Origin of the sequence: Dactylosporangium fulvum, assembly GCF_025137375.1 — a bacterium.
Taxonomy (GTDB): Bacteria; Actinomycetota; Actinomycetes; order Mycobacteriales; family Micromonosporaceae; genus Dactylosporangium; species Dactylosporangium fulvum.
This window is the reverse complement of the sequence record NZ_CP073720.1, coordinates 5499143-5524997: the sequence shown is the minus strand read 5'-3', so window position 1 is coordinate 5524997 and position 25855 is coordinate 5499143. Positions and strand designations below refer to the sequence as shown.

At 73.3% G+C, this 25855-nt stretch carries 28 protein-coding genes; 15 read left to right on the top strand and 13 right to left on the bottom strand.

Annotation, left to right across the window (positions count from 1 at the left end):
- Positions 1–53 precede the first annotated feature (53 nt).
- From Dfulv_RS26040 to Dfulv_RS26020, 5 genes are all read right to left on the bottom strand, one after another.
- Complete coding sequence (locus Dfulv_RS26040) at positions 54–413, bottom strand: GlsB/YeaQ/YmgE family stress response membrane protein (RefSeq protein ID WP_319805692.1); 360 nt, start codon at positions 411–413, stop codon at positions 54–56.
- Between the two features lie 66 nt (positions 414–479).
- The gene (locus Dfulv_RS26035; protein WP_259855931.1) at positions 480–1226 is read right to left on the bottom strand and encodes an SDR family NAD(P)-dependent oxidoreductase; all 747 of its coding nucleotides are present in this window, start codon (positions 1224–1226) and stop codon (positions 480–482) included.
- Positions 1227–1267: 41 nt separating this feature from the next.
- Positions 1268–2437 (bottom strand): ROK family transcriptional regulator, encoded by a 1170-nt coding sequence (locus Dfulv_RS26030; RefSeq protein WP_259855930.1) that lies wholly within the window; start codon positions 2435–2437, stop codon positions 1268–1270.
- Positions 2438–2727: 290 nt separating this feature from the next.
- Positions 2728–3504, bottom strand: coding sequence for a D-Ala-D-Ala carboxypeptidase family metallohydrolase (locus Dfulv_RS26025; protein ID WP_259855929.1), 777 nt, complete (start codon positions 3502–3504; stop codon positions 2728–2730).
- A gap of 18 nt (positions 3505–3522) precedes the next feature.
- On the bottom strand, positions 3523–3975 hold the full coding sequence (locus tag Dfulv_RS26020; RefSeq protein WP_259855928.1) for a hypothetical protein: 453 nt from the start codon (positions 3973–3975) through the stop codon (positions 3523–3525).
- Between the two features lie 55 nt (positions 3976–4030).
- Between Dfulv_RS26020 and Dfulv_RS26015 the strand changes: the two genes are divergently transcribed.
- Both Dfulv_RS26015 and Dfulv_RS26010 read left to right on the top strand, forming a co-directional pair.
- Positions 4031–4555, top strand: a complete 525-nt coding sequence (locus Dfulv_RS26015) for an RNA polymerase sigma factor (protein WP_259855927.1) — start codon at positions 4031–4033, stop codon at positions 4553–4555.
- Positions 4556–4560: 5 nt separating this feature from the next.
- Positions 4561–5571: a hypothetical protein gene (locus tag Dfulv_RS26010; RefSeq protein ID WP_259855926.1), complete on the top strand. Its 1011-nt coding sequence runs from the start codon at positions 4561–4563 to the stop codon at positions 5569–5571.
- Between the two features lie 20 nt (positions 5572–5591).
- Here Dfulv_RS26010 and Dfulv_RS26005 read toward each other — a convergent pair whose 3' ends face one another.
- Together Dfulv_RS26005 and Dfulv_RS26000 are read right to left on the bottom strand one after the other, a co-directional pair.
- The gene (locus tag Dfulv_RS26005; protein WP_259855925.1) at positions 5592–5882 is read right to left on the bottom strand and encodes a peptidoglycan-binding protein; all 291 of its coding nucleotides are present in this window, start codon (positions 5880–5882) and stop codon (positions 5592–5594) included.
- Positions 5883–5935: 53 nt separating this feature from the next.
- Positions 5936–8641: an AAA domain-containing protein gene (locus Dfulv_RS26000; protein ID WP_259855923.1), complete on the bottom strand. Its 2706-nt coding sequence runs from the start codon at positions 8639–8641 to the stop codon at positions 5936–5938.
- A gap of 1120 nt (positions 8642–9761) precedes the next feature.
- On the opposite strand from Dfulv_RS26000, the gene Dfulv_RS25995 reads away from it, so the two are divergent.
- The 5 genes from Dfulv_RS25995 to Dfulv_RS25975 are packed head-to-tail and all read left to right on the top strand — an operon-like array spanning position 9762 to position 14330.
- Positions 9762–10979, top strand: coding sequence for an ABC transporter substrate-binding protein (locus tag Dfulv_RS25995; RefSeq protein WP_259855921.1), 1218 nt, complete (start codon positions 9762–9764; stop codon positions 10977–10979).
- Positions 10980–11011: 32 nt separating this feature from the next.
- Positions 11012–11887: a branched-chain amino acid ABC transporter permease gene (locus tag Dfulv_RS25990; RefSeq protein WP_259855919.1), complete on the top strand. Its 876-nt coding sequence runs from the start codon at positions 11012–11014 to the stop codon at positions 11885–11887.
- On the top strand, positions 11884–12837 hold the full coding sequence (locus tag Dfulv_RS25985) for a branched-chain amino acid ABC transporter permease (protein WP_259855916.1): 954 nt from the start codon (positions 11884–11886) through the stop codon (positions 12835–12837). Before Dfulv_RS25990 ends, Dfulv_RS25985 begins: the two co-directional genes overlap by 4 nt.
- Entirely contained in the window at positions 12830–13624 is a 795-nt protein-coding gene (locus tag Dfulv_RS25980; RefSeq protein ID WP_259855914.1) for an ABC transporter ATP-binding protein, read from the top strand. The genes Dfulv_RS25985 and Dfulv_RS25980 overlap by 8 nt, the downstream gene beginning before the upstream one ends.
- Positions 13611–14330 carry an ATP-binding cassette domain-containing protein gene (locus Dfulv_RS25975; protein WP_259855913.1) on the top strand — a complete coding sequence of 240 codons (720 nt, stop codon included), beginning with the start codon at positions 13611–13613 and terminating at the stop codon, positions 14328–14330. The genes Dfulv_RS25980 and Dfulv_RS25975 overlap by 14 nt, the downstream gene beginning before the upstream one ends.
- Here the strand turns inward: Dfulv_RS25975 and Dfulv_RS25970 are convergent.
- The 3 genes from Dfulv_RS25970 to Dfulv_RS25960 are packed head-to-tail and all read right to left on the bottom strand — an operon-like array spanning position 14311 to position 15755.
- Entirely contained in the window at positions 14311–14466 is a 156-nt protein-coding gene (locus tag Dfulv_RS25970) for a hypothetical protein (RefSeq protein WP_259855911.1), read from the bottom strand. The genes Dfulv_RS25975 and Dfulv_RS25970 overlap by 20 nt on opposite strands.
- Entirely contained in the window at positions 14448–14981 is a 534-nt protein-coding gene (locus Dfulv_RS25965; protein WP_259855909.1) for a hypothetical protein, read from the bottom strand. Before Dfulv_RS25965 ends, Dfulv_RS25970 begins: the two co-directional genes overlap by 19 nt.
- Before the next feature lie 24 nt (positions 14982–15005).
- Positions 15006–15755 (bottom strand): SDR family NAD(P)-dependent oxidoreductase, encoded by a 750-nt coding sequence (locus tag Dfulv_RS25960; RefSeq protein WP_259855906.1) that lies wholly within the window; start codon positions 15753–15755, stop codon positions 15006–15008.
- Between the two features lie 42 nt (positions 15756–15797).
- Between Dfulv_RS25960 and Dfulv_RS25955 the strand changes: the two genes are divergently transcribed.
- The 7 genes from Dfulv_RS25955 (at position 15798) to Dfulv_RS25925 (ending at position 22149) form a co-directional block, all read left to right on the top strand.
- On the top strand, positions 15798–16661 hold the full coding sequence (locus tag Dfulv_RS25955) for an LLM class F420-dependent oxidoreductase (protein ID WP_259855905.1): 864 nt from the start codon (positions 15798–15800) through the stop codon (positions 16659–16661).
- A complete protein-coding gene (locus tag Dfulv_RS25950; RefSeq protein ID WP_259855904.1) occupies positions 16658–17509 on the top strand; it encodes an SDR family oxidoreductase in 852 nt (283 codons plus the stop codon). Before Dfulv_RS25955 ends, Dfulv_RS25950 begins: the two co-directional genes overlap by 4 nt.
- Positions 17499–18641, top strand: coding sequence for an acyl-CoA dehydrogenase family protein (locus Dfulv_RS25945; protein WP_259855903.1), 1143 nt, complete (start codon positions 17499–17501; stop codon positions 18639–18641). Before Dfulv_RS25950 ends, Dfulv_RS25945 begins: the two co-directional genes overlap by 11 nt.
- Positions 18642–18653: 12 nt before the next feature.
- On the top strand, positions 18654–19640 hold the full coding sequence (locus Dfulv_RS25940) for an acyl-CoA dehydrogenase family protein (RefSeq protein ID WP_259855901.1): 987 nt from the start codon (positions 18654–18656) through the stop codon (positions 19638–19640).
- Positions 19641–19810: 170 nt separating this feature from the next.
- Positions 19811–20089 (top strand): hypothetical protein, encoded by a 279-nt coding sequence (locus Dfulv_RS25935; protein WP_259855899.1) that lies wholly within the window; start codon positions 19811–19813, stop codon positions 20087–20089.
- Positions 20086–21420, top strand: coding sequence for a protein kinase domain-containing protein (locus Dfulv_RS25930; RefSeq protein WP_259855897.1), 1335 nt, complete (start codon positions 20086–20088; stop codon positions 21418–21420). Before Dfulv_RS25935 ends, Dfulv_RS25930 begins: the two co-directional genes overlap by 4 nt.
- Before the next feature lie 117 nt (positions 21421–21537).
- Positions 21538–22149 (top strand): hypothetical protein, encoded by a 612-nt coding sequence (locus Dfulv_RS25925; RefSeq protein WP_259855895.1) that lies wholly within the window; start codon positions 21538–21540, stop codon positions 22147–22149.
- A 5-nt stretch (positions 22150–22154) separates the two neighbouring features.
- On the opposite strand, the gene Dfulv_RS25920 is transcribed toward Dfulv_RS25925, so the two are convergent.
- From Dfulv_RS25920 to Dfulv_RS25910, 3 genes are read right to left on the bottom strand one after another with little or no spacing between them, the layout of a single operon-like run.
- Complete coding sequence (locus Dfulv_RS25920) at positions 22155–22865, bottom strand: ABC transporter ATP-binding protein (protein WP_259855893.1); 711 nt, start codon at positions 22863–22865, stop codon at positions 22155–22157.
- Positions 22838–23659, bottom strand: coding sequence for an ABC transporter permease (locus tag Dfulv_RS25915; RefSeq protein WP_259855891.1), 822 nt, complete (start codon positions 23657–23659; stop codon positions 22838–22840). The genes Dfulv_RS25920 and Dfulv_RS25915 overlap by 28 nt, the downstream gene beginning before the upstream one ends.
- Complete coding sequence (locus Dfulv_RS25910; RefSeq protein WP_259855890.1) at positions 23656–24624, bottom strand: aliphatic sulfonate ABC transporter substrate-binding protein; 969 nt, start codon at positions 24622–24624, stop codon at positions 23656–23658. Before Dfulv_RS25910 ends, Dfulv_RS25915 begins: the two co-directional genes overlap by 4 nt.
- An 80-nt stretch (positions 24625–24704) precedes the next feature.
- Here Dfulv_RS25910 and Dfulv_RS25905 point away from each other — a divergent pair, with 80 nt between their 5' ends.
- The gene (locus tag Dfulv_RS25905; RefSeq protein ID WP_259855888.1) at positions 24705–25847 is read left to right on the top strand and encodes an LLM class flavin-dependent oxidoreductase; all 1143 of its coding nucleotides are present in this window, start codon (positions 24705–24707) and stop codon (positions 25845–25847) included.
- The last annotated feature ends 8 nt before the right edge of the window (positions 25848–25855 follow it).

The following is a 25855-nucleotide window of genomic DNA, read 5'->3' as shown; positions in this document are numbered from 1 at the left end:
CACGGCGGTGCTGGCCGGCCCGGGCGCGCGGCGGCCAGGCCGGTCCTTGGTTGTCAGTCCTTGTTGGACGACGCCTTCGTGCGGCGCTTGCGGGCGGGGCGGCGGCGCGGGCGGTCGGCGTTCGAGGCCAGCTTCGTGTAGGTCAGCATGTTGGCCAGGCCGATGCCGATCGCCGCGAACAGTACCTGGATCCCCAGCTCCCACCAGCTCCATTGGATCTTCCACACCTTGACGACCGCCTTGTCGTCGAGGTTGACCAGCTCCGCCACCAGGGTGCCGAGCAGCGCCGCGCCGACGCCGATGAGAAACGTGATGAACACGCCGATCGACTGGCGGCCCGGGAGGACGAGCCGCCCGAGCACGCCGATCAACAGGCCGATCGGGATCGCGCTCAAGAAGTCGTTGATATGCATGTCCCGCGCTCACCTTCCCTTCGACTGAAGTCGAAGGGAAGGTACACGTTCCGGCGCGGGACGTATCTATCGGGCCGAGTATCCGCCGTCCACCGACACGACCTGGCCGGTGATGTAGCTGGCCTGGTCGGAGCCGAGGAACACGATGGCCTGCGCGATCTCGTCCGGGGTGCCGAACCGGCGGGCCGGCACCGAATCCTCGAAGGCGTGCCTGCCCTCGGGCGTCCCGACGTACCGGTCGAGCATCCCGGTCTGCGTCGCGCCCGGCGCCACCGCGTTGACCCGCACGCCCTCGGTGGCCGTCTCGAGTGCCGCCGACTTGGTCAGCCCCTCGACGGCGTGCTTGCTGGCCACATACACGGCCGCGTCCGGCATGCCGATGTGCCCGGCGACCGAGGAGACGTTGACGATGCTGCCGCGGTGCTGCGGGAGCATCGCCCTGAGCTCGTGCTTCATGCTGAGGATGACGCCGAGGACGTTGGTGTCGAAGGTCGAGGCGTACGTGTCGGGCGACTGTTCCTGCAGCGGCCCGGTGGGCGTCTGCGTGCCGGCGTTGTTCACCGCGACGTCGAGGTGGCCGAACCGCTCGATCGTGCCGTCGACCAGTCGCCGTACCTCGTCGTCGCGGCGGACGTCGGTGTGCACGTAGGCAGCCCGCACCCCGGCGGACCGCAGTTCCCCGGCGAGCGCCTCGCCCTCCTCGTCGTGCCGCCCGGAGACGACGACGTCGGCGCCCTGCCGGGCGAAGGCCTGCGCGGTGGCCCACCCGATACCGGTGAGGCCGCCGGTGATGAGTACGACCGGATTCGTCATCCGCGGACTCTGCCCAGAACGGCGGCGAACAAGCCCGTCGGCTACGGGCGGCGCAGCGCGGCCAGGATGTCCTCCCGCACGGTCGCGCGCCCGGCCTCTTGCGCGCCGAGCAGGGCGGCGTCGTCGTGCAGGGTCGTGGTCGCGATCGTCGTGTCCAGCGGGGCCGCCTCGGCGAGGGCCGTGGCCACCGCGGCGCCGAGCAGCGGCCCGCCGGCCTGGCCGACCTCACCGCCGATGACGACCAGCGGCGGGTCGAGCACGGCGACCACCGCGGACAGCCCGATCGCGATCCGCCCGGCGAGCGCGGTGACGAAACTGCGGGCGGCCTCGTCGCGGTCCTCCGCGCGGGCCACCGCGGCCGCCATGGTCCCGGCCGCCGTGGCCTCCCGGATGCCGTACTCGGCGGCGAGGTCGAGCACCGCGCCACCACCGACGAGGTCCTGGAAGTCGACCCGGCCGGTGAGCGCCCGCCCGTCGGCCGGGTCGGGCAGCATCATCGGCATGTAGCCGATCTCGCCGGCGCCGCCGCGCGCGCCGCGCAGCAGCGTGCCACCGAGGTCGATGGCCAGGCCGAGGCCGGTCTCGCCGAGCCACAGCAGCGCGAAGCTCTCCGCGTCGCGGCCCGCGCCGTGCGACCGCTCCGCGACGGCGGCCAGGTTGACGTCGTTGTCGACGCCGATCGGCACGCCGAGCCGGCGCCGCAGGTCCTCGATCAGGCCGGGGCGCCCCCAGCCGGGCACGTCGACGTGGTGCAGGACGTCACCGCGGGCGTCATACGACCCGGCGACGGCGATCTGGACCTGCGCGACCGGATCGCGGGCGACCCTGGCCTCCTTGCACACGTCCTCGACGGTGTCGACGACCGCGCTCACCGGGTCGGTCCGGGTGAAGTCGACGGCCGACTCGAGCCGGCCGCGCACGGTCCCGGCGAGGTCGGTGACGGCGGCGGTCACGGTGGGGGTGTCGCTGTCACCCCGGTCGCGGACCGAGATCGCGACGGAGTAGGCCGCGTCGGGGTTGACGGCGTAGACCTCCGCGTTCGGACCCGGCCCCGCGCTCACATAGCCCACGACGGTCACCAGCCGCGCCTCGGTGAGCCGGCGCAGCGCCTCGGAGATGGTCGGCTTGGACAGGCCGGTCAGTTCCCGCAGCTCACCGCGGGTGAGTGGCCCGCGCTCGAGGACGTGGCTGAGCGCTGCCGCGTCGTTCATGGCTCTGAGCAGCTTGGATGATCCGCCGAGGTGCGTCATGGTGGCTCGAACCGTATGGGTGGCCCAGCCGGGTGTCAATCGCCACCCGCCGGGCGGTGGCTCCGTTACACTGACGGAGCGGACAAAAGGGACCAAATATGACTGTACTGGTCGAGGCTGCGCTGGACCAGTTCGCCAGCCACCCTCCCGCACGGCGCCCCGATCGCGTTGATCTTGCAGTTGTGGTGCCCGGATCGCGAGTTTGTCATCACCGCAACTGCAAGATCGACGCAGGGTGGGGGTGGGCAGGGTCAGTTGTCGCCGAGCGGGTCCATGCCGCCGGTCAGGCCGGCCACGCCGCAGTTCGGGGCGGACCAGAAGCGGCTCGGGCGGCCGTCGACGTGGGTGTGGTCGTTGTGGTCGGGGTAGCCCGGGCCGAGGATGCCGGCGAAGCCATGGTTACGCGCGGCCTGGGCGAGCGTGCACAGCGAGTGCGGCCCCGCCCCGAGGTCGGCGGCGTCGCCGTACAGGTGCCGGCTGGTCGCCGCGCCGCCGACCGCGTTGTTGCACGCGACGCTGCGGAAGCCGCTGGTCACCCGGATCGGCTGGTCGCCGAGGGCGTGCCGCAGCGCCTGGAGCTTCCACATCGTCACCAGCGCGTTGGCCTTCGCTGTCGCGGCGCTGACGTTCCCGCCGGTCCAGGTCGAGTTGCAGTCGTTCAGTTCGGCGTACGAGAAGTTCACCGGCGTGCAGTCGTCGTCCTGCAGCGCGTAGAGCTGGTTGAAGGTGGCGGGTCCGGCGACGCCGTCGGCGGACAGGCCGTATGCGGACTGGAAGCGCTGCACGGCGGCCTTCGTCGCGGGACCGTAGGCCCCGTCGATGGTCAGCACCGCGCCGGATCCGGGGTAGCCGGCGACGCGGATCTGCAGCTGGCGGACGCCTTCGCCGGACGAGCCCTGCGAGAGGATGCCGCTCCAGGTGTAGCAGCCGTCCGCGAGGGCGGGCGACGGCGACGCGACGATGGTCGCGCCCGTGGTACCGAGGATGAGCAATGCGGCGGCGATCAGCCGGCCGAGTCTCTTCTGCACGTATGGAAGTATGTAGATTTATCGATCTTTGGTCAATGTCAGGTGTTTCCAGACCGCCGGGGCGGTGACGAGGGCGGTGAGGGCGAGGACGCTGATCACCGCCTGCGCGATCCGCGCGGCCGGCGCGTCGAGGCCGAGCCCGTAGGTGGCGTAGCCGTTCGCCGCCGCGTCGGTGACGAGCACGGTCACCGACAGCACCAGGCCGGCCCGCCGCCGCGCCCACAGCAGGCCCGCGGCGAGGGGGTCGAGCACGGTGAGCGCGGTGAAGTACCCGGCGAGCCACGCCGGCGCCCACGCATACGGCGGCCAGCCGCCGGTGGCGAGCTGGACCACGTGCACCGCACCGCCGTAGGCGAGCACGACGACCTGCCCGCCGACGAGGAACCGCACGGCCGCATCCTCCACGCCGCCGGGCGCGGGCCGCAAGCCGGCCCGGGCGATTCCCTCGTCGGGGGCGTCATGGCGACGCACCACGTTCAGCTACTGAGGGTGTAACCATCCCACGCCGGCGCACACAAGCAGGGGTATGAACGTCGTCGAGGATAGCGGTGCCGAGTGGTTCCGCGCGGTGTACGCGCGGCACTACCCGGACGTCGTGCGGTATGGGCTGCGGCGCCTCGCCACGCCCGGCGCCGCCGAGGAACTGGCCCAGGAGGTGTTCCTCGTCGTCTGGCGCCGCCGGTGGGAGGTGCCGCCGAAGACCCTGCCGTGGCTGTACGGCGTGGCCCGCCGCCTGCTCGCCAACCATTGGCGGGCGGAACGCGCCGGGCCTCAGCGGGTACCGCTGCCGGACATGGCCACCGGGGACCCGCACGAGCAGGTCGCCGGGCTGATCGACGTGCGCGCCGCGCTCGGCCGGCTGTCCGAGGACGACCAGGAGATCCTGCGGCTCGTCGCCTGGGAGCAGCTCACGGTCGGCGAGGCCGCCGTCGTCTTGGGATGCGGGATCACGGCGGCGAAGGTGCGGCTGCACCGTGCCCGGCGGCGGCTCGCCGCGAAATTGAGCGACCGGCCGGAGCCGGCAACAGTACCCGTGAGAGGGGGAAAGTGATGAGCATGGACCTGCTGGACCTGCTGGCCGAGACCGATCCGGCCGCCGGGATGCCCGTCGGCAAGGGCGACGTCGACGCGGTGCTGGAGCGCGCCGCACGTGACATCACGTCGTACGACGGGGTGGCCGCGACCCCGCCGACCCGCCGCCACCGCGCGTCGCTGGTCGTCGCCGCGGGATTCGCGGCACTCGTCGTCCTCGGGGGCGGCACGGCGGTGCTGCTGGGCGGCACCGACGGGCAGCCGGCCGCGCCGCCGTCGATCGCGCCCGGCGTGACCTGGCCGAGCGGGTCGGCCGCCTGCCTGGCCGCGCTGGCGGACCGACTCCAGCCCGCGCCCTACGACGGTCGCTCGGGCAGGTACGAGTACGTGAAGACGGAAGGCCGCAGCGGGATGACGACGCAGATCATCGGCAAGCCTGACGTGTTGGCCAGCGCCACCTGGACCGAAGTGGTCGAGCAGTGGAGCGCCGCGGACGGCTCCGGCCGGCTGACCGTCGACCGCGGCGAGGCGGCGTTCGCCGACAAGGCGTCCCAGCAGTACTTCCGCGACCACCCGGAGACGATTCGGCCGCGCGGGGTGACGACCGAGGAACGGTCGCCGGGGGAGTTCTCGGTCAGGCCGATACCGGCCGCGGACCCGGCGGCGATGGCCGAGGCGCTCTACCAGCCGCGGGAGAACGGGCCGTCGCAGGCGCTCATCGGCGTCGCCGACTTCAACAGGGAGCGGGTCGTCGACGCCGCGCACCGGGCCGCGATACTTCGGTTCCTCGCCGCGACCGACGGTGTCACCTGCGGCCGGGAGGAGACCGGCGCCGACGGCCGGACCGGCATCCGGGTGACGGCGCCGACGGGCAAGGGCCCGATGCCGACGCCCGGCGACCAGGGGACGCAGTCCCTGGTGTTCGACACACGGACCGGCGAACTGCTGGCCAGCGAGTTCGCGCGGTCGGCCGGCGCGCCGTTCGAGCCGGAGACGCGATTCCTGGACCGGGGCTACCGGGACACGCTCGGCTGACCCGCCGGGTCGCCCGCCTCCTACGCGGCGACGCCGAGCGCGCGCAGGTGGCGGGCCTCGCGGGCGGACCGGGCCAGGGCCTGGACCGTCCGCGGGCCGGCGACCCCGTCGACGAGCAGCCCGGCGCGGACCTGGAAGCGGCGCAGCGCCCGCGGCACCTCGGCCTCGAACGCGTCCGGGCGCAGGATGCCGATCTCGACCAGCAGGGCGCGGACCTCACGGGGATCGGCCGGCGGAGCCTCGGCGCCGCTGGCCGTCACCGTGCCGGCGAGCGCGGCGCCGACGGCGTGGAGTGTGCGACGTACTGACATGCGTCCAGTCTGCGCCGTGAACCGCCCGGCGACCTCGGGGAAAACCTGCGGTCCTACCCTGAGATTCCCGGTAGTGCCCCGGTCAGCTCGCCGGACAGGTCCAGCGCGGCGCGGACCGGGTCGCCGGCCCAGCGGCTCGCGAACGCGTCGCGCAACGTCCAGCCGGCCCGCAGCAGTGCGCGTTGCCGCTCGATGTGCGCGGCGTTGCCGTCGAGGTGCGGGCCGCAGATCAGCCCCACCCCGTCGACGACGAGGTCGACGCGCCAGTCGCCGACCGGATAGCCGACGCGCACGTCGTGACCGGCCGTCGTGAGCTCGGCCGCCAGGCGACGCACAAACGGTACCGCCGCCGGATCCGTGTCGGCGGGAGAGGACCGCGGGCCCTCGGCGTGTGCCAGGTAGTCCGCGACCAGGCCGGCACCGCCGGTCAGGGACGTGACGACGACGAGCCGGTCGCGGGCGCGCGTCACCATGACGTTGAACAGGTTGGGGTCGGCGACGAACCGCTGCCGGGCGGGCGAGTCGCCGTCGACCAGGCCGAGCGACACGACGACCGTGGCGGCCTCGCTGCCCTGGAAGGCGTGGACGGTGCCGGAGCGCAGCCCGAGCCGCTCGATCTCCTCGACCGGCAACTGCTGGAGCAGGGCCGACTCGATCGCGTCGGCCTGCGCGCGGAACGGGGTCACCACGCCGACGCCGGTCACGCCCGCGGCGGACAGTTCGCGGACGGTCCGCAGGACGGCGTCGACCTCGGCGCGGTTCACGCCGTCGGCGACCGTCGCGCCGGGCACGTGGACGACGTCGATGGCGTCGATGCGCTCGGTGCGCGGATGGCGGGTCATCAGGGCGAGCCGGCCCGCGTAGAAGCGCCGCGCGGAGAAGTCGATGAGGTGCGGCGCGCAGCGGTAGTGCGCGTCGAGCCAGGTGACCGGCGCGGCGCCGACCGCGACGTCGAACGCGCTCGACCGGCGCACGTCGACCCGGTCGGTGAGGTCGTGCCGGGCGAGCGTGGCGGCGACGTCGACGTCGGCGACGAAACTGACGAACCGCAGCTGGTTCGGGTCGCCGACGACCAGCGCGCGGCGCGCCCGGGCCAGCACCGGTGCCGCGCGGAGCTGGTCGATGTGCGCCGCCTCGTCGAGGATGACCAGGTCGAACAGGCCCGGCGTGGGCGGCAGCAGGTCCTCGACGTCGGTGACCGTCCCGATCCACAGCGGCAGCGCACCGACGAGCGCCGGCCCGTCGAGCGCGGCCAGGGCCTCCCGCCGCCGGTTCCGTCCGGCGCGCAGGGCCGCGGCCAGTGCGGCGGTACTGCGCCGCGCGCCGCCGTCCCACCGCCGCGCGCTGACGGCGGCGTGGCGCATCGCGGTGCCGATCGCGGTCGCGAGGTCGGCGTCGGCACGGGCGAGCGCGGCCCACGCCGGGCCGAGGTCGGTGCCGCCGTTGACGGCCAGCGTCGCGGCCGCGCGGTCGGCCTCGACGGCGTCGAGCAGCGCCGGCAACCGCGCCTCGTCGGCACCGGTCATGCGCCGCAGCCGCCAGCGCCGCAGCACCCCGCGCCGCATCAGCCGCCGGGCCGCGCCGACGTCGAAGCCGGGCGCGAACACCCGCGGCGCCTCGGCGCGCAGGCCGGCCAGGAGCGGCTCCCAGGTGCGCAGCGACGCGGCCTTGCGCTCGAGGTCGAGGGCGGCGCCGAGGCCGGCCGTGACGGCGTCGACGGCCGCCCGCGCGGCGGCGACCGCGGCCTCGTCGGCGTGGAGCTGCCGTGCGGTCGTACCGCCCGGCAGGCCCGACGTCAGCGTGACCGCGAACCGGTCGCGCCGCTCGGCGTTGCCGAACAGGACCGGTTCGGGTCCCGGGTACCGGCCGAGCAACTCGCCGAGCACCTCGGCCGCGTGCGCGGACTGCGTGGCGACGAGCACCGACCCGCCGCGGTACACGGTGTCGAGGGCCGCCGCCACGACGGCGTGACTCTTGCCGTTGCCGGGCGGCCCGGAGACGACCACGACCTGCTCGTGCCGGGTCCGCCGGACGACCTCCCGCTGGGCCGGATTCAGGGGCAGGGGCGAGACGACGTCCTCGGTTCCGGCGCCGTCCCGGCTTTGTGGCCCGGTGCCGTACACGGTGGCCAGGGCTGTGTGCTCCAGGCCGGTCCGGGCCGCCCAGGCGCGGAGGGTGTCACGCAGGCCGGCCGACGACACGTCCCGGGCGACGTACAGCCCGGCGATCGCCTGCCCGAGCAGCTCGCTCGTGGGGAGTTTGGCGATCGGTGCGGCGTCCCTGGCGACCCGGTCCGGCTTGAGCCCGGCGGCCTCGGCGGCGGTGGTGACCCAGGCGGCGGTACCGGTGGTGTCGAGCCACGCCGCCGTCCCCAGCCCGGGCGCGGCCTCCAGGACGGCGGCGAGGTCACGGTCGGTGACGAGGGGCGTGAGCTCGAGGTCGCCGGCGGGGACGACGCGGTAGGCTCGGGTGGCGCGTTCGAGGCGGACGGGTTCGGCGACGAGCGGCAGGCGCAGCTTGCGCACGGTGCCGTCGATCTCGGCGACGCCGAGCAACCACGCCCATCCGCGGCGCAGGATCCGCTCGTCCCGGTGCAGCATGTCGAGGGCGGCGAGCCGGTCGACGGCGCGCTGCTTCGGCGCCCGGTCAGGTTCGTCGAGCCAGACCAGCGGCTGGTCCCCCTTGGCCACGTCGAGGGTGCGCTCCCGACCGGCCGGTGCGAGGTCGGCGAGCGCGGCGAGGACCCTGCTCGGTTCCATAGGGGCCCGATTCTTCCATCTCCGTTCACGCGCCGGGGGCCGGTGCTGCCGGGCCTGGCCGCTCCCTGGGGGCGGGGGCGGTAGCCTGTCCGGCGGTTCCGGCTGGCCTGTCCGGCGGTTCCGGTTGGCCTGTGGGCGGGCGGGCGCCGGCTGTCGTGGTGGCCTGAGCGAAGCGCTGGCCGGGTGCGGGGCGGCTCGATTCGCGGGCTGCCGGTCGAGCCGGCGACCGGTCGGCTGGTCGATTCGTCGGCGGGGGCCGGTCTTTGGGCCGTTTGTCAGTCGGTCTGCCGGCACGTTGTCGGCCTGTTGCGGGCTGAGCTGCCGAGGTGTCCGGCCGGGTTGCTCCTGAGGCAGGCCGGGGTGTTTTCGAGCCCGAGCAGCCGCCTTTCGCTACTCGATCGGCCTGTCCAGGCGCGAAGGCCGCCGGTGGTCCATTTGGTGGGAAGTAATCGATGTATCCCGATTGGATGTCCGGCAGTTTTTCATGATCCCGAAGACTTTGTGCTGCCAGGGGTGCCACAAGTCTTCGGGATCATGAAAAACCGTGCTGATCGATCGATGTCGATGCACCAAGATGTCGGGAATGTCCGACTTCCGTGCGGCTCGCCGGCTGCCGAACCTCGCCGAAGTCGGGATCGTGGAAATTCCGTGTTGCTGGAGAGCCTGTTGCGCAATTGGATCCCTCGCGCGTCAACCCCGACAACCGCGCTGATCTTGGAGTTGTGGTGCTTGACAAATCCGGACAAATTCGGAGGTTCATGGCGCCACAACTCCAAGATCGGCGCGTAGTTGGGCCGTCCGGTGTCTGAGTGGCGGTCCGGTTGGCTGGGTGTCCGCGTCGGGCGGTCTGGCCGGCCGGTGGCGCGCGCCCGTGCGGGGTGTGCGTCGGGGTTTTGGATCGTTGCGGTCAGTGCCTGCTCCGACACGCCGTGAGCAGGGCGCGAGTTTGACGGTTCTGTTACGTCCAGGTGCTCCCCGCGTCCTTGACACGCCGAGCGGCCGTCGCCAAGATGTAAAAACCAAGCGCTTGTTAGGTTTTGGAGCGGGCACTCTGGCGGCTACGTCCGCGATCACGACACTCGAGGCTGACGATTCGTATAATTGCGTGACAGGGGTACAAATGGGCGTTTCATCGACGAGTCGGATCGTCGGCTGCCTCGCGCTGGTGGCGCTCGCCGTCGCCGGCTGCGGCAACAAGGCGGGTGACGACAAGCCGAGCAACGGCACCGCAACCGGCGCACCCATCATCATCGGCCTGGATGAGGACAGCACGGGCGCCGGCGCCTCGTACAGCACCATCGCCGGCAAGACCATCCGGCTGGCCGTGCAGGACATCAACGACAAGGGCGGCGTCATGGGCCGGCCGCTCCAACTGGTCGTCGAGAACGACGAGTCCGACCCCACCAAGGTTCCCGCCGTGCTCCAGAAGCTCGCCGGTCAGGGCGCCAAGGCCCTGCTCCTCCAGAGCGGCAGCGCGGCCGTCCTCCAGGCCAAGTCGACCCTGACCCAGCTCGGCCTGCCCGCCATCGCCCCCACCGGCGTGACCGCGACCCTGGTGGCCCCGCCCGACCACGAGCTCATCTACATGCTCGCCAACACCACCAACGACTGGGCCGACGTGTACTGCGGCGCGTTCAAGGCCGCGAACATCGCCAAGATCGGCGTGCTCACCGACGACACCACGACCATCGCCGGCCTGAACAAGGCCCTGTTCGCCGGCATGAGCTGCGTGGAGTTCGTCGCCACGGAGAAGGGCGCGGTCAACGCCAGCGACCTGTCGGCCCAGGTCGCGCGGATCAAGAACGCCAAACCGGACGCGGTACTCGTGACCAGCGTCGGCGGCGCGTTCGAGGTCCTCGCCCAGAACACGCTGGGCAACCAGATGGCCGGCACCAAGCGGTTCTCGCTCGCCTCCATCGGCAACCAGCCCTCGTCGTGGAAGCTCGCCGCGCCCGGCGCGCTCAACGGGCTCATCTTCATGGGCTCCATCAACAACGAGAACCCCCGTACCAAGGAGCTCATCACGCTGCTCCAGGCGAAGTACGGCAAGGACTACGACATCACCGCCTACGACGCGCAGGCCTGGGACGCGGTCCACCTGCTCAAGCAGGCGATCGAGAAGGCCGGCGGCCCCGACGACCCGAAGAAGCTCAACGCGGCGATCCAGAGCATCCAGGGGTACCCGGCCACGTTCGGCCAGGCCAACTTCACGCTGAGCTTCAGCGCGGACAAGCACCTCGGCGCCGACGGGCCGTGCGGGTTGTCCCTCGTCGAATTCGGCTCGGACAACAAGCCGAAGGGCCCATGGGCGACCTACCAGCCTCCGTGCAAGAAATGACCACCTGACCTACTGACCTGGGAGTCATACCGATGGGCCAACTACAACTGTGGTTGTCCGCCCTCGAGATGGGGTGTTTCTTCGGCCTGCTCGCGCTGGCCTACTACCTGGTCCTCGTGGGCGCCGGCTTCTTCAACTTCGCGATCGGCCCGTACGCCATGGTCGGCGGCCTCTGCACGTCCTACCTCGTCATCTACGAGGAGATGAACGTGTGGGCCGCCGCCCTGGTGGCGGTCCTGGCGGCGGGAGCGCTCGCCGCGGTCACGGAGCTAGCGATCGTACGACCTGTGCAACGCCGTTCCGGCGGCGGTGAGTTGCCGGCACTCGTCGCCGTCGCGGCGGTGCTCTTCACCATCCAGCAACTCGCCGGGTACCTCTTCGGCTACACGACCCTGCCGGGGCAGGCCCTGCTGACGTTCGACCCGGTGCCGGTCGGCGACACGGTCGTGCAGCCCAGCACGGTGCTGCTGCTCGGCTTCGCCGTCGTGGCGTTCGCCGCGCTGGCCACCTGGATCCGCTACACCCGCACCGGCCGGCTGCTGCGGGCCGTCGGCGACAGCACCCACGCCGCTGGCCTGCTCGGCCTGCCGGTCAACCGGGTGCGGCTCATCGCGTTCCTGCTCTCCGGGCTGCTCGCCGGCATCACCGGCCTGCTGTTCGCCTCGAAGGCAGGGGTGAGCTCGCTGTCCGGGCTGAGCTGGGCGCTGTCCGGCTTCCTCGCGATGGTCGTGGGCGGCACCGGCTCGATCTGGGCCCCGCTCGTCGGCGGCCTCGTCCTCGGCGCCGTCGAGGTGTTCGTCCCGTACTACTTCGGCGGCCAGTCGCACGTCTACGGGCTGCTGTTCGTCGCCCTGTTGTTCTTCGCCCTGAAGCCCAGCGGGCTCTTCGTGAGGAGGGTCAGAGCATGACGAAACGCGTCCCCGGTTCGCTCGGGCTGCTCTGCGGGATCGTCGGTGGCGTGCTGCTCCTGCTGTGGGTCGGCGCCGACGGCTACAAGCAGACGCTCATCACCACGACGGCGACCTACGCCCTGGTGGCGCTGGGCATGTACGTCCCGTACCTCATGGCGGGCTCGCTCTCCATGGCGTACGGCGCCTACGCCGGCATCGGCGGCTACGCGGTCGGCCTGATCTCGGCGAAGAGCGGCCTGCCGCTCGTCCTCGCCTGGATCGCCGGCCCGGTCGTCGCCGCCGCGGTCGCCGTCCTGCTGGGCCTCGCCACGCGGCGGCTCTCCGGGTTCTTCCTCGCCGCCGTCACGCTGCTGTTCGGCATGGCGTTCACCGCGCTGCTCGTCGACGCGGAGGGGATCTCCGGCGGCTCCGGCGGTCTCGGCTCGCTGCGCAAGCTCAACATCTTCGGCTGGGAGCCGTCGCACTACCAGGTGGTCGTCGGCTCCGTCGTCGTCGTGTGCGTCATCGCGTTCCTGCTCGACCGGATGCGCATGTCGCCGTGGGGTGTCATCGTGCGGACCATGCGCGACGCGCCCCGCGCCGTCGAGGCCGCCGGCGTGCGCGTGCCGGTCATGAACCTCGTGTCGCTGGCCATCGGCGCCGCCATCGCGGCCGTCGGCGGCGGGCTGTTCACCTACTCGGCGGGCAGCGTCACCCCCGACACGTTTACGCTCAACCTGGTGTTCCTGGCCATCTTCATGCCGCTCATCGGCGGTTCGGCCACGCCGTGGGGCGCGGTGCTCGGCGCCGTCATCGCGGTGCAGCTGACGCTGAACTTCCCGGCGGTGGAGACCAGCGGCACGCTGATCCTCGCGCTCGGCGTGCTGGTGATCCTGCTGGTCGCGCCGCAGGGCGTGATCGGCTACGCGAGCAGACTCGTGCGACTCGTAGGGGGACGACGTGGCTGAGCGACTGTTGGTCGGATCCGGCCTCACCAAGCGCTACGGCGGGGTGACCGCCCTGCAGGACGTGTCGTTCTCGCTGGACGCGGGGGAGATCCTCGGCCTCGTCGGGCCGAACGGCGCGGGCAAGACGACCCTGGTCGACCTCATCTCCGGCGCCCAGCCGGCGACCGAGGGAACCCTGGCCCTGCGGGGGCAGCGGCTCGCCGGCCCCGCGTCCCGCCGGGCGAAGGCCGGGCTCGCGCGCACCTTCCAGTACCCGCAGCTCGCCCTCGAGCTCAGCGTGGCGGAAAACCTGCTGCTCGGGCGGGTGGCCCGGCGCCACGGCACGGTCTGGCAGATGATCGCCGGCTCGTTCAGCGGCGCCTTCCGTCCCCGGCTCGCGTCGGACACCGCCGCCGTCGAGGCGATCGCGCAGGAGCTCGGCATCGACCGGCTCGACCGCCCCGCCGGCGACCTGTCGCTGGGCGAGCAGCGGCTCGTCGAGGTCGGCCGGGCACTGGGCCAGGACCCGCTCGTGCTGCTGCTCGACGAGCCGTTCGCCGGCTCCGACGCGTCCGGCGTCGCGGGCATCTCCGAGGTGGTCCGGACCGTGCAGCGGCGCGGTCACGGCGTCATCCTGGTCGACCACAACGTCGACCTGGTGGCGGGACTGGTCGACCGGATCATGCTGCTCGACCGCGGCCGGGCCGTGTTCGACGGCGGTCCGCGCGAGTGCCTGGACAGCCCGCAGATGCAAGAGGTCTATTTCGGCGTCGCGGAAGTCGAGGAGTCCCCGCATGTCGTCTCATGAGCTGCGCCTCGAAGGGCTGGCGGTCCGTTACGGGCACGCCAGCGCGGTCACCGGCCTGAACCTGACCGCACCCGGCGGCACGGTCACCGCTCTGGTCGGCCCGAACGGCGCCGGGAAGAGCAGCGCGCTGCTCGCGGCGTATGGCTCGGTGCCGTCGACCGGTCGCGTCTTCCTCGACGGCGAGGACGTGAGCCGCCTCAAGGCCGCCGCGCGTGCGCGGGCCGGTATCGCGGTCGTACCGCAGGGAAGGCAGCTCTTCCCGAAGCTCAACGTCGCCGACAACCTCCAGGTCATGGCGGAACTGCTGGGCCTGCCGCGATCCGCGGTCGACATCGCGATCGACCGGTTCCCGATCCTGCGGACCCGGCTCAAGAGCCTGGTCGGTGTCCTGTCCGGCGGTGAGCAGCAGATGCTCGTGGTGTCCCGCGCGCTCATGGGCTCCCCGCGGGTGCTGCTCCTCGACGAGATGATGACCGGCCTGGCCCCGCTCATCGTGCAGGAGCTGCTGCGCACGGTGACCCAGCTGGCGGCGGAGGGCGTCGCGGTGCTCATGGCCGAGCCGGCGCTGGGCGCCGTCCGCGGTGGGGTGGCCCGCGGCTACGTCCTGGTCCGCGGCGAGGTGGTCGCGACGTGCGAGGACGGCGGCAAGGCCCTCGACGCGGTGTACCAGTCGAAGATGGGCGTGCTCAAGACCGCGGCCCACTGACCGCAAGCGCCCCGAGGAGCCGGTCGTAGCCGGCCGCGGTGCCGATCGCGGCCCGCTCCTCGGGGTGCCGCAGGTAGAAGTTGATCACGTCGAGGACGAACTCGCGCCGGGCCCCGGTCAGCTGCAGCGGCAGCATGACGCCGCCCGGGGCCGGGCGGTCACCAGCCGGCTGTTGTCCAGCGGGCCCGGCCGGGGCTCCGGCCCGACGGCCACCGTGTCCCACGGCACCACCGCCGTGCGGCGGAAGGTGATGACGCGCAGCGCGTCCGGGTGCAGCACCAGCCGCCCGCAGCCGCGGACGACCGCCGTCGCGAGGGTGAGCGCGGCCGCCACCAGGGCGGTCACGACCACCCACACGACCGGGCCGAACAGCGGCAGGTCGCCCCGGTGCCCGACGAGTGCTGCGGCGCAGGCGAGCAGCAGCACGAGGTGAGCGGTCGGCGGCAGCCGGGCCGCCGGCACCTCGAACCGCCCGCCGGACACCCGCATCGCCGAGCGCCTCGGCAGCATCCGTGACCAGATCAGGGGATTGGCGAGCAGGAGGCCCGGCACCGTCGCCGACACGCTCGAGGTCGCCAGCACGACGACCGCCGACACGACGAGCAGGCCGACGCAGACCGCGTCGTACGGGATGCCACGCAACCGCGTCATGTGTAGCAGCGTGGGGCATCCGGGTCAGGCGGCGTAGCCCCCGTCGACGTCGAGCTTCTGGCCGGTGATGAACCTCGCCCGGTCGCTGGCGAGGAAGCACACCGCCTCGGCGATGTCCTCGGCCGTGCCGAACGTCCGCAGCGGGATGTTCGACCGGGTCACCTCCAGCGCCCGCTCGTCGAGGTCGCCGCTCTCGATCAGCCGGGTCGCCATGCCGTCGGTCAGCATGCCGGGGCCGACGCAGTTGGCCCGCACGCCGAAGCGGCCCTCCTCGGCGGCGATGCCCCGGACGAGGGCCTCGACGGCGCCCTTCGGGACCGCCGACAGTCCGTCGCGCACCGGGAACCGCCGGGTCGCCGCGGTCGTGACCGCGACCAGGCTGCCCTTCGTCGCGCGCAGGGCCGGCAGTGCGGCGGACACGACGTTGAAGAAGGCGGCGACGTCCTGGGTCAGTTGCTCGTGGAACTGCGCCGGGGTGACCCGGCTCAGGTGCAGCATCGGGACGTGCGGTCCGGCGGCGTGCACCAGGGTGTGGATCGGGCCGGCCGCGGACAGCAGTCCGGCGCACGAGTCCGGGTCGGTGAGGTCGGCCCGGACCGCCTTGCCGCCGACCTCGGCGGCGAGCTCGTCGGCCGCGGCGGCCGACGAGCGGTAGGCGAGCACCACCGTGGCGCCGCGGGCGGCGAGCATGCGGGCGACGGCGGCGCCGATGCCACCGGTGGCGCCGGTCACCAGTGCCGCGCCGGGCCGGTAGAGGAAGTCGCGGGAGGACATGGCGGCTACTCTACCAAGCAAGCGTTTGGTAGAGTAGCCGCCGTGGAGCTGAAACTCGGCGTCATGCCGGTGCTCAAGGGCGCCGGCGCCGCGGATCCGGCCGCGACCGCGCGGTTCGTGCGGCTGCTCGAAGACCTCGGCTGCGAGTCGGTGTGGGCGGTCGAACACGTCGTCGTCCCCGACGACTACACCTCGCCGTATCCCTACGACACCAGCGGCCGGATGAGCCTCGGCGCGGACGATGACATCCCCGACCCGCTGCACTGGCTCACCTTCGCCGCCGCCCACACGAGCACGCTGCGGCTCGGCACCGCCATGCTCATCCTGCCCGAGCACCACCCCGTCGACCTGGCCAAGCGCCTCGCCACCGTCGACGTGCTCAGCGGCGGGCGGCTCCTGGCCGGCGTCGGCGTCGGCTGGCTGCGCGAGGAGTACGCCGCCGTCGGCGTGCCGTTCGAGGAGCGTGGCGCGCGCGCCGACGAGTACCTCGCGGCGATGCACGCCCTGTGGACCGGCTCGCCGGCGACCTTCCACGGCCGGTTCGTCTCGTTCGACGCCGTCCACAGCAAGCCTCGCCCGGTCAACGGCACGGTGCCGATCCACGTCGGCGGCCACAGCCGCGCCGCGGTGCGGCGGGCCGCCCGGTTCGGCGCCGGCTGGTACCCCCTCGGCGTCCACGGCGACGCGTTCACCACGCTGCTCGACCAGCTCCGCGCCGAGTGCCGCGCCGTCGGCCGTGACCCTGCCGAGGTCGAGATCACGATGCGCGCCCCGGGCAGCCGGGCCGAGCTCGAGACCCTGCGCTCCCAGGGCGTGGCCCGCGTGGTGATCCGCGCCGACGCGGACGACCCGGTCGGGGTGCGCGACAAGGTGCGCCGATACCAACGAGAGGTCATGAAGGCATGAGAACGGTGATCGTCACGGGCGCCGGGCAGGGACTCGGCCGCGCACACGCGCTCGCGTTCGCCGCGGCCGGCGCGCAGCTCGTCCTCAACGACCTGTCCGCGGCGAACCTGGAGGCCGTCGCCGCCGAGCTCGGCCCCGGCGTCGTCACGGTCCCGGGCGACATCGCCGACTGGGACTTCGCCGCCGCGCTCGTCGACCGGGCCGTGGCCGAGTTCGGCCGGCTCGACGCGCTCGTCAACAACGCCGGCCTGGTCCGCGACCGGATGCTCACCAACGTCACCGAGGCCGAGTGGGACGACGTGGTGCGGGTCAACCTCAAGGGGCACTTCGCGCCGCTGCGCCACGCCGCCGCGTACTGGAAGGCGCAGGCCAAGGCCGGCACCCCGGTCGCCGCGCGGGTGGTCAACACCACCTCCGGCGCCGGCCTGCAGGGCAGCGTCGGGCAGGTCAACTACGCCGCCGCCAAGGCCGGCGTCGCGGCCCTCACCGTGGTCGCCGCCGCCGAGCTCGCCCGCCACGGCGTCACGGTCAACGCGATCGCCCCGAGCGCGCGCACCCCGATGACCGAGGAGGTCTTCGCCGCCACCATGCGGGCGCCCGAGTCGGGCTTCGACGAGATGGCGCCCGAGAACGTCTCGCCGCTCGTCGTGTGGCTCGCGAGCGCCGGGGCCGGCGACGTCACCGGCCGGGTCTTCGAGGTCTCCGGCGGCCGGATCGGCGTCGCCGACGGCTGGCAGCACGGCGACGTCAGCGACGCGGGCCGCCGCTGGGACCAGGAGGAGCTCGGCCCCGTCGTGCGCGACCTGCTGGCCCGGGCTCCGCAACCGGCGGCCGTTTATGGCGCCTGACTTCCGCGACGAGGTCCGGCAGTGGCTGGCCGAGCACCTCACCGGCGAGTTCGCGCCGCTGGCCGGCAGCGGCGGGCCCGGCCGCGAGCACGAGCACCTCGAGCTGCGGGCCCGCTGGGAACGGGTGCTCGGCGAGGCCGGCTGGATCGGTCTCGGCTGGCCGGCTCCGTACGGCCGCGGCGCGAGCATCGCCGAGCAGGTGGTGTTCCACGAGGAGTACGCGCGGGCCGGCGGTCCCGGCCGGCTGAGCCACATCGGCGAGCACCTGCTCGCGCCGACGCTCATCGCGCACGGCACCGACGAGCAGCGGCGCCGGTTCCTGCCGCCGATCGCGCGGGCCGAGGAGCTGTGGTGCCAGGGCTACTCCGAACCGGAGGCCGGCTCCGACCTCGCCAACGTGCAGACCCGCGCCGTGCTCGACGGCGGGCGGTGGCGGATCACCGGGCAGAAGGTGTGGACCTCCCTGGCGCACGTCGCCGACTGGTGCTTCGTGCTGGCGCGCACCGATCCTTCGGCGCCGAAGAAGGCCGGGCTGTCGTACCTGCTCGTGCCGATGGACCAGCCCGGCGTGCAGGTACGCCCGATCGTCCAGCTCACCGGCACCGCCGAGTTCAACGAGGTCTTCTTCGACGACGCCGTCACCGACGCCGGCCTCGTCGTCGGCGCGCCCGGTGACGGGTGGCGGGTCGCGACCGGCACCCTCGCCTTCGAGCGCGGCGTGGCCACCCTCGGCCAGCAGATGGCCTTCGCCCAGGAGCTCGACGCGATCGTCGCGCAGGCCCGGGACCGCGGTGCGCTCGACGACCCGCTGGTCGCGGACCTGATCGTCGACGCCTGGGCCGGCCTGCAGGGGCTGCGCCACCACGCGCTGCGTACGCTCAGCGCGGCCGAGCCCGACCCGGCCGGCGCCTCGGTCGCGAAGCTGCTGTGGGCCGGGTGGCACCAGCGCCTGGGCGAGCTCGCGATGACGGTCGGCGGCGCGGCCGCGACGGTCATCGAGGCCGCGCCGTACGAGCTGACCGACGCCCAGCGCCTCTTCCTGTTCACCCGCGCGGACACGATCTACGGCGGCGCCGACGAGATCCAGCGCAACATCATCGCGGACCGCCTGCTCGGCCGCGTCCAGCGGTAGGAGGCCGTCACAGTGGACCTCGACCCGGAACAGGTCGCCCTCCGCGACTCCGTTCGCGCGTTCCTCGCCGACCCCGGCTACAGCTGGGCGCGGCTCACCGGCGAGCTCGGCCTGACCGCCCTGGCCGTGCCCGAGGAGTTCGGCGGCTTCGGCGCCTCGCTCGTCGAGGCCGGCATCGCCCTCGAGGAGGCCGGCGCGGCGCTGCTGGCCGCGCCGCTGCTGTCCACCGTCGCCGCCGCGGCCGCCCTCGACCCGGCCCGCAGCGCCGCCGCCGACCTGCTGCCACGGCTCGCGGCCGGCGAGACGATCGCCGCGCTCGCCCTCGGCGGCTCGTGCACCGCCCGGCCCGGCGGCGGCGCGTACGTCCTGGACGGCGTCGTCGAGCACGTCCTCGACGGCGACGCCGCCGACGTGTTCCTCGTGGCCGCCGGGGCCGACCTCTACCTCGTGCGCGAGTGCGAGGTCCGGCCGCAGCCGACGCTGGACCAGACCCGCGGCCAGGCCACGCTCACGCTCACCGGGGCGCCGGCCGACCTCGCCGCCGCCGGCGGCGCCGCACACGCGCTCGACCTGCTGCACGCCGCCCTGGCCGCCGAATCCGTCGGTGTCGCCCGCGCGGCCCTCGCGCTCGCCGTCGAGCACCTGCGGACCAGGCGCCAGTTCGGCGTCCCGCTGGCCACCTTCCAGGCGCTGCGCCACCGCGTCGCCGACCTGCACGTGCTCCTCGAGCAGGCGACCTCCACGGTGTGGTACACGCTGCGGGCCGCCGGCACCGACGAGTTCCCGGTCGCCGCGCCGCTGGCGAAGCTGACCGCGACCGAGGCCGCGTACACGGTCACCAGGGCGGCGATCCAGCTCCTCGGCGGCATCGGCTTCACGTGGGAGCATCCCGCGCACCGGTACCTCAAGCGCGCCACCGCCAACCGGCTGCTCGCCCTCGATCCGGTCGCCCTGCGCCGGCTCCTGCTGGCCCGCGCCGGTCTCGGCGGCGGACGGTAGCCCGGCGGTTCGCGGCGAAAAACCGGAACGGGGAACGTCGTTGTGGCAGCGGCCGCCGCTGGATCGGCGCCGGGCGGTGACCGTAGGGCCGGGCTTCGCGCGCCGCAGGCCCGGATTCCGCGACCGATCAACCGGTGCGGCCTGCGTCATCGCGTGACTACCGTCGGGTGATGGAACGCAAGCCCGTGGTGGTCCTCGCCGAGAACGACTACCGCTACGGCACCGGACCGGTCCGGTTGCGGGTCGAGCGCGTCGAGCACGCGGAGGAGGTCGTCCTCGACGGCGAGCCGTGGCTCCCGGTGCACGGCACCCGGCTCCGCGGCGACGGCACCGAGCTCGGCGCCGTCCGGCTCCTGGTCCGGGCGGCCCGCCTGTCACCGGCCGTGCCGGGCGGACAGCCGGGGCCGGGTGGCGGCGCACCGCGCCCGCCCGGCAGGATGGCGCGGTGACCGCGTCCGTGACCCTGACGGTGACCCGTGGCCCCCTCGACGGCCGGACCTTCGTCTTCGCCGAGCGAGCCACCTGCATCGCCGGCCGCGCCGCCGACTGCACGCCACGGCTGCCCGACGACGACCACCACCGGACCGTGTCCCGGCACCACTGCCTGTTCGACATCAACCCGCCGGACATCCGCGTCCGTGACTTCGGCAGCCTCAACGGCACCTACCTCAACGGCACCCGGATCGGGCGGCGGGCGGCCGGGCAGGCGCCGGAGGAAGCGGCCGCGACCCCGTTCCCCGAGCACGACCTGCGTGACGGCGACGAGATCCGGCTGGGCGACACGGTGCTGCGCGTCGGCGTCACCGGCGTCCGCCCCGACGCCACGAAGGTGGTGCCCCGGTGCACGAACTGCGGCACGGACGTCGGCGACGAGGTCGGCGCCCGTGACGGCCAGTACGTCTGCGCCGACTGCCGCAGCCGCCCCGAGGAACTCGCCAAGGGCCTGATCGAGCGGGCCGGCGACGATGACCCCGTCGCGCACTACGTGCTGGAGCGGGAGCTCGGCGCGGGCGGCATGGGACAGGTCTTCCTCGCCCGGCACCGCGGGACCGGCGAGCAGGTGGCGCTGAAGATCATGCTGCCCGGCGTGGCCGCCGACCCGCACGCCCGGGCGCAGTTCATGCGCGAGATCTCGGTGACGCGGTCGCTCGACCACCCCAACATCGCCCGGCTGCACCATGCCGGCAGCGCCGCCGGCGTGTTCTTCTTCACCAGCGAGTTCTGCGCCGGCGGCAGCCTCGCCGCCCGCGCCCGGCAGCGGCTGCTGACGCCCGACGAGGCGGTGCCGATCATGCTCCAGGCCCTCGACGGTCTCGAGTACGCGCACGGGCAGGGCGTCGTGCACCGCGACCTCACCCCGCACAACATCCTGCTCGCCGCCGACGGCACGGTGAAGCTCGCCGACTTCGGGCTGGCCAAGGCGTTCGACCAGGCCGGGCTGAGCGGCCTGACCCGCACCGGCACCGCGGCCGGCAAGCCGTACTTCATGCCGTACCAGCAGGTCGTCAACTTCCGGCACGCCCGTCCCGCGGTCGACGTGTGGGCGCTCGCCGCCTGCCTGTACCACCTGCTCACCGGCGACTACCCGCGCGAGTTCCCACCCGGTCGCGACCCTTGGCAGGTGGTACTGCAGACGGACGCGGTGCCCGTACGACACCGGCTGCCCGGCCTGCCGAAGCCCCTCGCCGAGGTCATCGACACCGCCCTGCGGGACCGGCCCGAGATCGGCTTCGCCACCGCCGCCGACCTGCGCCGGGCCCTGGTCGTGCGGGGCCTGTAGCCGAGGTCGCCGCGAAGGTCCCGGATGTGTGCCACGTCTCGCGGACGGCGCGCCACGGGGCGGGGTTGTGCCGCACGGTCGTTGTACCAGCGGATCACACCACCCGAGGAGCACACCGTGTCGCGTCGCAGCCGCTTGCAGCTTCCCGCCCTGACCGCCGCCGCGCTCGGCGCGCTCGCGCTGGCCGGGTGCGGCCAACTGGGGTCCGGGACCTCGGCACAGCCGTCCGCCGCCCCCGCCTCGTCCGCGGCCTCCGCCGCGCTGTCGCTGTCGCCGTCGCCGTCGGGCGCCAAGGCGTCGCCGTCCGGCAAGACCAGCGGCAAGGCCTCCGCCCCGGCGTCGCGGAAGGCCGACGCGCTGCCGGACATCTGCACCCTGCTGTCGAAGGCCGAGGTCACCGGCCTCACCGGCGAGCAGGTCACCCTCATGACCGACGAGGGCGGCGGCTCGCCGGCCTCGCGGTACTGCCAGTGGCAGCTCAGCCAGGGCCAGCTGACCGTGAGCGTGGTGTTCGAGGACCGCGGGAGCTTCGACACGCGCAACAAGGAGTCGAAGCCGGTGAGCGGCATCGGTGACACCGCCTACTCGCTGGCGGGCCACCTGTACGTCTGGGAGGACGGCCTGGCCGTCGACGTCTACGTGTCCTCGGAGTCCTCGGACACCGCCAACCTCAACGTCGAGCGCCAGACCGCCCTCAAGGTCCTGCCCCGGCTGACCGCCGCCCGGTGAGCCCGCTACGACTCGACGTTGAGCAGGCTCAGCAGGGCGCGCCGCTCGGCGCCGAAGCCCGGCGCGTCCACGGCTCTCGGGCGGGGCAGCGGGACCTTGCGGTCCTCCGCGATCCTGCCCGAGTCCAGCACCAGCACCCGGTCGGCCAGCAGCAGCGCCTCGTCCACATCGTGCGTCACCAGCAGGGCGGCGAAGTCGTGGCGGGCGCGGAGCCGGCCGAAGAGGGCCTGCATGCGCAGCCGGTTCAGGGCGTCGAGCGCGCCGAACGGCTCGTCGAGCAGCAGGAGGTCGGGGCGGCGGACCAGCGCGCGGGCGAACGCGACCCGCTGGGACTGGCCGCCGGACAGCTCGGCCGGCCATGCCCGGCCCTTCTCCGTCAGGCCCACCTCGTGCAGCGCCTCCTCGACCCGGGCGCGCAGGTCACCGCCGCGGACGCCGAGGGCGACGTTGGCGCTGACCCGTTTCCAGGGCAGCAGCCGGTGCTCCTGGAACACGACCGCGGTCGAGCCGTGGGTCGTGTACGTGCCGGTCGCCTCGTCGTCGAGGCCGGCCAGGACGCGCAGCAGGGTGCTCTTGCCCGAGCCGCTCGCGCCGAGCAGCGCGACGACCTCGCCCCGCCCGATCGTGAGGTCGACGCCGTCGAGGACGACCGTCGTGCCGAACACGCGGCGCACGCCGGTCGCCGTCGTCACGTCGCCCGCAAGCCCCGGCGCCATCCCAGCAGCCTCCTCTCGGCGAACCGCAGTGCCAGGTCGGACAGCAGGCCGAGCAGCGCATACGCGACCAGGCCGAGCACGACGACGTCGGTCTGGCTGAACTCGCGGGCCTCCATCATCATGAAGCCGAGCCCGCCCTGGCCGTTGACCTGCTCGCCGACCACGAGGCTCAGCCAGCCGGCCGCGAACGCGAGCCGCACGCCGAGGAACAGCGAGGGCAGCGCGCCCGGGACGACGACGTGCCGCACCCGTTCGAGCGCGGTCAGCCCGCACGTGCGGGCCGCCTCGACGAGGCGCTCGTCGATGTCGCGGATTCCGGCGTACGTGTTGAGGTAGATCGGGAAGAACGCGCCGAGCGCGACGAGCGTCACCTTGAGCGACTCGCCGATGCCGACCCAGATGATGAGCAGCGGCACCAGGCCGAGGTGCGGCAGCATCCGGGCCATCTGCACGCTCGGGTCGACGAGGTCGTCACCGAGCCGGACGAGCCCCGCGACCGCGCCGAGCGCCAGGCCCAGCAGCCCGCCGATCAGCAGGCCGAGGACGGCCCGCTGGACCGAGTCGAGCAGGTACGCGCCGAACGTGCCGTCGGCCGACAGTTGCCAGCCGACCTTCAGTACGGCGCTCGGCGGCGGCAGCTTGTCGGGGTCGAGCAGCCCGCCCTGTGCGCCGCCCTCCCAGGCGGCGACCAGGGCGAGCGGGGTGACCGCCCGCAGCCACCGCCGCCGGCGCACCCGCCGGACGACCGGCGCGGTGCCCGCGCTGGCCGGGGCGCGGCGTTCGACGAGGGTCATCGCAAGATGTCCGAGAACTGCTCGTCGATGCGGCCCTTGATGTCGACCTTCACCGGGATGAGCTGCAGCTCGGTGAAGCCGTCGGAGATCTTCTGCAGCTCGTCGCCGACCTCCGGGGTGATCGGTGCGAGGGGCTGGGCGCTGCGGTCCAGGGCGCGGCGGGCCACGTCCTCCGGGATGTTCAGCTCCGGCGCGAGGATCTTCACCCGCTCGCCGGGGTTGCCGATGCCCCAGTCGGTGACCTCGCGGTAGGTCTTGAGGAACTCCCGGATCTTGCCGGGCTTGGACTTCAGCGCCTGCGGGGAGACGAGGAGGTATTCGCGGTTGTTGGCCAGGCCGGTCGCGTCGACGAGCACCTTCACGCCGGGTGTCTCGGCCAGCGCGAAGTAGGGGTCCCAGATGATCCAGGCGTCGACCTGGTTGTTGTCGAAGGCGGGCCGGGCGTCGGCGGGCTTGAGGTACTGGACGTCGATGTCCTTGATCGTCATGCCGTTGGCCTCCAGGAGGCGGACCAGCAGCCAGTTGACGTTGGAGCCCTTGTTCAGCGCGACCTTCTTGCCCTTGAGGTCCTTGAAGGTCTTGAACCCGCTGCTCTCCTTGACCAGCACCGCTTCGCCCTTCGGGACCGGCTGCGAGGTGCCGATGATCCGGAAGTCGATCTTCCCGGCGGCGGCGAAGATCGGCGGTGCCTCGCCGACCTGCCCGATGTCGATCGCGCCCGCCTTGAGGCCCTCGGTGAGCGCGGGGCCGCTCTCGAACAGCGACCAGGTGGTGCCGGGCGCCTCGGCCTTGCGTGCCTTGACCAGGCTCAGTCCGCCGAAGCGCTGGTAGCCGACGCGCAGCGGCTCCTCGGGCGCGCCCGGTGCGGCCGCGGCGGGCTCCTTGCCGCCGTCCGCGCAGCCGGCGGTGAGGGTGGTGCCGAGCAGGACGAGGACGCCGGCCAGGACGACCGAGAGTCGACGCATCGAAGACGCTCCCATAGTGGTTCGTGAATGGTGGCGTGCACTATACCCATTACACCTACCTGATGACTAGGATTAGTGGTGTGACGCTCATCTTTCACTGGTTTCTGCCCACGTACGGCGACAGCCGGGACATCGTCGGCGGCGGGCACGGCCTGCCGGCCGGCACCGCCGGTGGCGCCCGCCCCGCCACCGTCGGCTACCTCGGGCAGATCGCCCGGACCGCCGAGCAGCTCGGCTTCGTCGGGGCGCTGACCCCGGCCGGGCTGTGGTGCGAGGACGCCTGGATCAGCACCGCGATGCTCGTGGAGGTGACCGAGCGGCTGAAGTTCCTCGTCGCGTTCCGCCCCGGGCTCGTCTCGCCGACCCTCGCCGCCCAGATGTCGGCGACGTTCCAGCGGCTGTCCGGGGGCCGGCTCATGCTCAACGTGGTCACCGGCGGGGAGAGCCACGAGCAGCGCGCCTACGGCGACCACCTCGACAAGGACGCGCGGTACGAGCGCACCGACGAGTTCCTGCACATCGTGCGCGGCCTGTTCCGCGGCGACGCCGTGACCTTCGAGGGCAAGCACCTGCGGGTCGACGAGGCGCAGCTGCAGCGCCTGCCCGACCCGGTGCCCGACATCTACTTCGGCGGCTCGTCACCGGCGGCCGGCCGGGTCGCCGCCGAGCACGTCGACGCCTACCTGACCTGGGGCGAGCCGCCGGACGCGGTCGCCGAGAAGCTGGCGTGGATCGGCGACCTCGCCGCCGAGCGCGGCCGCACGCTGCGCTACGGCATCCGCCTGCACGTCATCACCCGCGACACCGCCGACGAGGCGTGGGCGCAGGCGCAGCGGCTCCTCGACGGCATCGACCCGGCGACGATCGAGCGGGTCCAGGCCGGCCTGGCCCGCAGCGAGTCGGAGGGCCAGCGCCGCATGCTGGCGCTGCACGGCGGCAGGCGCGACGGCCTGCAGGTCGCCCCGAACCTGTGGGCGGGCGTCGGCCTGGTCCGCGGCGGGGCGGGCACGGCGCTGGTCGGCAGCCACGCCGAGGTGGCCGACCGGATCGAGGAGTACCACCGGCTGGGCATCACCGAGTTCGTCCTGTCCGGCCACCCGCACGTCGAGGAGGCGTACTGGTTCGGCGAGGGTGTGCTGCCGATCCTGCGGTCGCGCGGCCTGTGGCACCACCCCGCGGCGCCGAAGGCGGAGGCCGCGTCGGTGCCCTTCGCCGGCCGCTGACGGCGGGG

Excerpts from the sequence above, each read along its gene's own strand:
- Dfulv_RS25935 (WP_259855899.1), top strand. The coding sequence starts at position 19,811 with ATGGAACGCAAGCCCGTGGTGGTCCTCGCCGAGAACGACTACCGCTAC.
- Dfulv_RS26035 (WP_259855931.1), bottom strand. The coding sequence starts at position 1,226 with ATGACGAATCCGGTCGTACTCATCACCGGCGGCCTCACCGGTATCGGG.
- Dfulv_RS25985 (WP_259855916.1), top strand. The coding sequence starts at position 11,884 with ATGACGAAACGCGTCCCCGGTTCGCTCGGGCTGCTCTGCGGGATCGTC.
- Dfulv_RS26015 (WP_259855927.1), top strand. The coding sequence starts at position 4,031 with ATGAACGTCGTCGAGGATAGCGGTGCCGAGTGGTTCCGCGCGGTGTAC.
- Dfulv_RS25910 (WP_259855890.1), bottom strand. The coding sequence starts at position 24,624 with ATGCGTCGACTCTCGGTCGTCCTGGCCGGCGTCCTCGTCCTGCTCGGC.
- Dfulv_RS25965 (WP_259855909.1), bottom strand. The coding sequence starts at position 14,981 with ATGACGCGGTTGCGTGGCATCCCGTACGACGCGGTCTGCGTCGGCCTG.
- Dfulv_RS25970 (WP_259855911.1), bottom strand. The coding sequence starts at position 14,466 with ATGCTGCCGCTGCAGCTGACCGGGGCCCGGCGCGAGTTCGTCCTCGAC.
- Dfulv_RS25960 (WP_259855906.1), bottom strand. The coding sequence starts at position 15,755 with ATGTCCTCCCGCGACTTCCTCTACCGGCCCGGCGCGGCACTGGTGACC.
- Dfulv_RS25915 (WP_259855891.1), bottom strand. The coding sequence starts at position 23,659 with ATGACCCTCGTCGAACGCCGCGCCCCGGCCAGCGCGGGCACCGCGCCG.
- Dfulv_RS25990 (WP_259855919.1), top strand. The coding sequence starts at position 11,012 with ATGGGCCAACTACAACTGTGGTTGTCCGCCCTCGAGATGGGGTGTTTC.
- Dfulv_RS25920 (WP_259855893.1), bottom strand. The coding sequence starts at position 22,865 with ATGGCGCCGGGGCTTGCGGGCGACGTGACGACGGCGACCGGCGTGCGC.
- Dfulv_RS26000 (WP_259855923.1), bottom strand. The coding sequence starts at position 8,641 with ATGGAACCGAGCAGGGTCCTCGCCGCGCTCGCCGACCTCGCACCGGCC.
- Dfulv_RS25950 (WP_259855904.1), top strand. The coding sequence starts at position 16,658 with ATGAGAACGGTGATCGTCACGGGCGCCGGGCAGGGACTCGGCCGCGCA.
- Dfulv_RS25945 (WP_259855903.1), top strand. The coding sequence starts at position 17,499 with ATGGCGCCTGACTTCCGCGACGAGGTCCGGCAGTGGCTGGCCGAGCAC.
- Dfulv_RS25975 (WP_259855913.1), top strand. The coding sequence starts at position 13,611 with ATGTCGTCTCATGAGCTGCGCCTCGAAGGGCTGGCGGTCCGTTACGGG.
- Dfulv_RS26010 (WP_259855926.1), top strand. The coding sequence starts at position 4,561 with ATGGACCTGCTGGACCTGCTGGCCGAGACCGATCCGGCCGCCGGGATG.
- Dfulv_RS26040 (WP_319805692.1), bottom strand. The coding sequence starts at position 413 with ATGCATATCAACGACTTCTTGAGCGCGATCCCGATCGGCCTGTTGATC.
- Dfulv_RS26005 (WP_259855925.1), bottom strand. The coding sequence starts at position 5,882 with ATGTCAGTACGTCGCACACTCCACGCCGTCGGCGCCGCGCTCGCCGGC.
- Dfulv_RS25995 (WP_259855921.1), top strand. The coding sequence starts at position 9,762 with ATGGGCGTTTCATCGACGAGTCGGATCGTCGGCTGCCTCGCGCTGGTG.
- Dfulv_RS26030 (WP_259855930.1), bottom strand. The coding sequence starts at position 2,437 with ATGAACGACGCGGCAGCGCTCAGCCACGTCCTCGAGCGCGGGCCACTC.